Annotated in this window: 4 protein-coding genes; all 4 read left to right on the top strand. The window is 45.1% G+C overall.

What is annotated here, in order from left to right:
- Positions 1-430, top strand: a 430-nt coding sequence (locus F6K37_RS34405) for a glycosyltransferase (RefSeq protein WP_287255285.1), incomplete at its 5' end; no start/stop codon positions are given.
- A gap of 11 nt (positions 431-441) precedes the next feature.
- The gene (locus tag F6K37_RS34410) at positions 442-2,199 is read left to right on the top strand and encodes a glycerol-3-phosphate dehydrogenase/oxidase (RefSeq protein ID WP_008180946.1); all 1,758 of its coding nucleotides are present in this window, start codon (positions 442-444) and stop codon (positions 2,197-2,199) included.
- An 80-nt stretch (positions 2,200-2,279) separates the two neighbouring features.
- On the top strand, positions 2,280-3,125 hold the full coding sequence (locus tag F6K37_RS34415; protein WP_008180947.1) for a hypothetical protein: 846 nt from the start codon (positions 2,280-2,282) through the stop codon (positions 3,123-3,125).
- Between the two features lie 33 nt (positions 3,126-3,158).
- On the top strand, positions 3,159-3,773 hold a 615-nt coding region (locus F6K37_RS34420; protein ID WP_287255289.1), incomplete at its 3' end, for a class I SAM-dependent methyltransferase.

Consider the following 3,773-nt stretch of genomic DNA (forward strand, 5'->3'; position numbering starts at 1 on the left):
TCGGAAATACACGAATAAGGCTCACTGTCTTGGGATGGAAAAACATGTCCATTTTTTAGGACCGAAACCAGTTGAGCATCTGGCTATCTATTTGGAGCAGGCTGATATTTTAGTCTCTCCGAGAATTTTGGGTAAAAATACCCCGATGAAACTCTACTCCTATCTCGATAGTGGAAAAGTATTGTTAGCAACAGATTTACCAACCCATACCCAGTTGCTAGACAATCAGGTTGCTCTGCTGAGGAGGCCAGATGCCAAAGCTTTCGCGAAGGGAATGCTTGCTCTGATCGCTGATGAAACCCTACGACTGAGGCTGGGCAGTGCTGGCAAGAAATTGATTGAGAAAAGGCATACTTATGCAGCTTTTCGGGAAAAATTAAACAGTCTTTATGATTGGCTACATCACGAGTTAGTAGAGCATATAGCCTAAGCAGACAACTAATGAAAAGGAACCTAGTAGAGTTAGCCAGAAACTCTTACGATCTATTAGTCATCGGTGGTGGGATCTATGGAGCTTGCGTAGCTTGGGAAGCAAGCCTCAGGGGATTGTCAGTTGCCTTGGTGGAAAAAGCTGATTTCGGTGGCGCTACCTCTGCTAACAGCTTGAAGACCATCCACGGGGGATTACGGTATCTCCAGCATGCTGACCTGAAACGGATGCGTGAATCGATTCATGAACGCACCAGTTTAATGCGGATTGCGCCTCACTTAGTTCATCCATTACCAGTGTTGATTCCCACCTACGGCCATGGGATGAAGGGAAAAGAAGTGCTATCTGTGGCACTTACTATCAATGACCTAATCAGTTGCGATCGCAATCGCCAACTCGATCCCCAAAAACACATATCCAATGGTCGGGTCATCTCTAAGCAAGAGTGTCAGCAGCTGCTTCCAGGAATTCCCCACCAGGGGCTAACTGGAGCAGCAGTCTTTTATGATGCTCAGGTCTACAACTCTGAACGGTTGACCCTATCTTTTCTGCGCTCAGCTGAGCAAGCTGGGGCAGTGGTGGCTAACTACGTAGAAGTGACTGGATTTCTGCAAGCTGGAAATCGGGTCACTGGTATTCAGGGGCAAGATGTGTTAAGTGGGAATCAATTCGACATCCGCGCCAAGACTGTGGTCAACACCAGCGGACCATGGACAAATCGGGTATTGAGTTTACTGAAACAACCCCAGCAGCAACCCCAGCAGCAACCCAGAGTTCCCCTTGCCAAAGCCATGAACCTGGTGATTCGCCGTCCCCTCTGCCAAACCTATGCTGTGGGTATTTCCACGCCATACTCCTATCGTGACTCCGATGCCATAGTTAACAAGGGGTCTCGCTTACTATTTATTGCGCCCTGGCGTGGTAAATCCCTGGTAGGTACATCCTATGCTGTTTGGGATCAAGACCCGGATAACTTAAACATTACCCAACAGGATATTCAAGACCTGCTCGATGACATCAACCAAGCATGGCCATCGGTTAAACTCAACCAAGCAGATGTAGCTTTCATCCATGGTGGCTTGCTTCCTAGAACTGGCATTACTGAGACAGGATTGCCACAACTGGCTAAACACTATCAACTCTTCGATCATGCCAAAGAAGAATTGCCAGGATTGATCTCAGTGGTTGGGGTGAAATATACCACTGCCAGAGATGTGGCTGAGAAAGTGGTTGACCAGGTATTTCGGTCATGGGGCCAAAAGCCTCCCAACTCCCTGTCATCAGTTACACCAATTTACGGTGGACACATCGAACAATTTGAAGTGTTTTTGCAGACGGAAATCCTTAAGCAACCCTATGGACTGGGGCAGGAGGTAATGCGCCGCCTCGTGTATAACTACGGTAGTGCCTATCAAGATGTACTGCTATATTTGGAGCGAGTATCAGATCACTCCTGTAAACCTACTGATGATTTGGCTGTACTCAAAGCTGAAGTCTTGCATGGGGTTGTTGAGGAAATGGCTCAAACATTAGGTGATGTGGTGTTCCGGCGGACAGAACTGGGTAGTGCTGGTCATCCCGGAAATGAGGCTCTCAGAATCTGTGCTGAGGTGATGGGTGCGGAATTAGGATGGAGTCGGTCACAAATAGAGCTAGAGTTAGACAAGGTTAATCACATTTTTAATATGGGAGGTGCATTAACTCAGGACAAAAGTATTGGAATTGAAACCCTTAACGGTCCAGTGAGTTTAGCCCAGAAGATCCTTTGAGGTTGTGGTGCAAGATTTTAGCTGAATGCGATTGAAGCAGCAGCAGTTTATGGAAATCAGGGAGATTCTAACAAAAATCCATGGTAGCTACCGCTCAAAAGCATCAATTAATCCTGATTGATGGTCACGTTCACCTTCATGACTGTTTTGATATCGATCAACTGCTGACCTCAGCTTGGGAAAATTTCCAGCGATTTTCTGGTCAGGCAGGTGATAGAGAAAATTTTCAGGCTGTATTATTGTTGACAGAAATAGAGCATCAAAAATGGTATAAAAAGTTAGCTGATTTAGCTCAAAACAATAATCAGTCTAGGGTAAGCCAGGGAAAACCTTGGATGTTCCACCGTACCCAGGAAGATTTATCCTTATATACCTGTAACGCCTTAGGGCAAGGAATGTTCTTAATTGCTGGTCGCCAAATTGTGACAGCGGAAAACCTGGAAGTATTAGCGTTGATCACTGACCAAAACCTTGAAGATGGTTTACCCTTAGACGTAACGATTAAAGAAATCCTTGCCGCTGGGGCAATCCCTATACTGCCCTGGGGAGTTGGTAAATGGATCGGACATCGGGGAAAACTGTTACATAAGCTCTTGGAAGACAAGAATTTTCCCAAGCTTTTTCTAGGAGACAATGGTGGACGTCCTGTATTCTGGTCACGACCAGTTTTGTTCAAACAAGCAGAGAAAAAAGGATGGCGGATATTACCAGGAAGCGATCCACTTCCTTTGGCTTCTGAATCTTGTCGTCCTGGAAGTTTTGGATTTACTATCCAGGGTTCCTTGAGTAATGAAGAACCAGGAAAAGATATCAAGGAAATGCTACTCAATCCCCTGACACCTATTCAGGCCTATGGTTCTCTAGAAAACCCCTGGCGATTTATTCGTAACCAATTAGCAATTCAGTCTAAAAAAAATAGCAATTAAAACTAAACAAATGACTAAAGGAATTTAACAGTGGTGTCTACAGGTGATTTTACCGAAACAGCCGATATCGAAACATCTTCTGAGGATTATGCCTCCCGTTTTGCCGGGGAAATTGGGGCTTGGCTACTGAAAGTCCAGGAAGACGCAACCTTGAAAATGCTAACTCCTTATCCTAAAGCCACCATCCTTGATGTGGGAGGAGGACATGGTCAACTCACAGGGGCTCTGATTCAAAATGGTTATCAACTCACTGTGCTTGGTAGTGCGGATGTCTGTAAGGGGAGGATTCAGAATTTTCTTGATGCTAATCTTTGTTCCTTCAAGGTGGGCAATGTTTTGGATCTCCCTTACCCAGACGGAGCGTTTGATGTTGTGATCAGCTATCGATTCTTGGCTCATGTGACTCAATGGCAGTCTTTTTTAACAGAACTAAATCGAGTAGCAAAGCAAGCAGTAATCCTAGACTATCCTACAGTCAGGAGCGTAAATGCTATTGCCCCCTATCTATTTAAGTTCAAGAAAGGATTGGAAGGAAATACACGAGAGTTTATCTGTTATAAAGAACATGAGCTTCTAGAATTTTTTCAATCTATTGGTCTGAGCAAAGCTGAGCGCTATCCCCAATTCTTTGTGCCTATGGTACTCCAT

It is taken from the genome of Moorena sp. SIO4E2 (genome assembly GCF_010671945.1).
Lineage (GTDB): Bacteria > Cyanobacteriota > Cyanobacteriia > Cyanobacteriales > Coleofasciculaceae > Moorena > Moorena producens.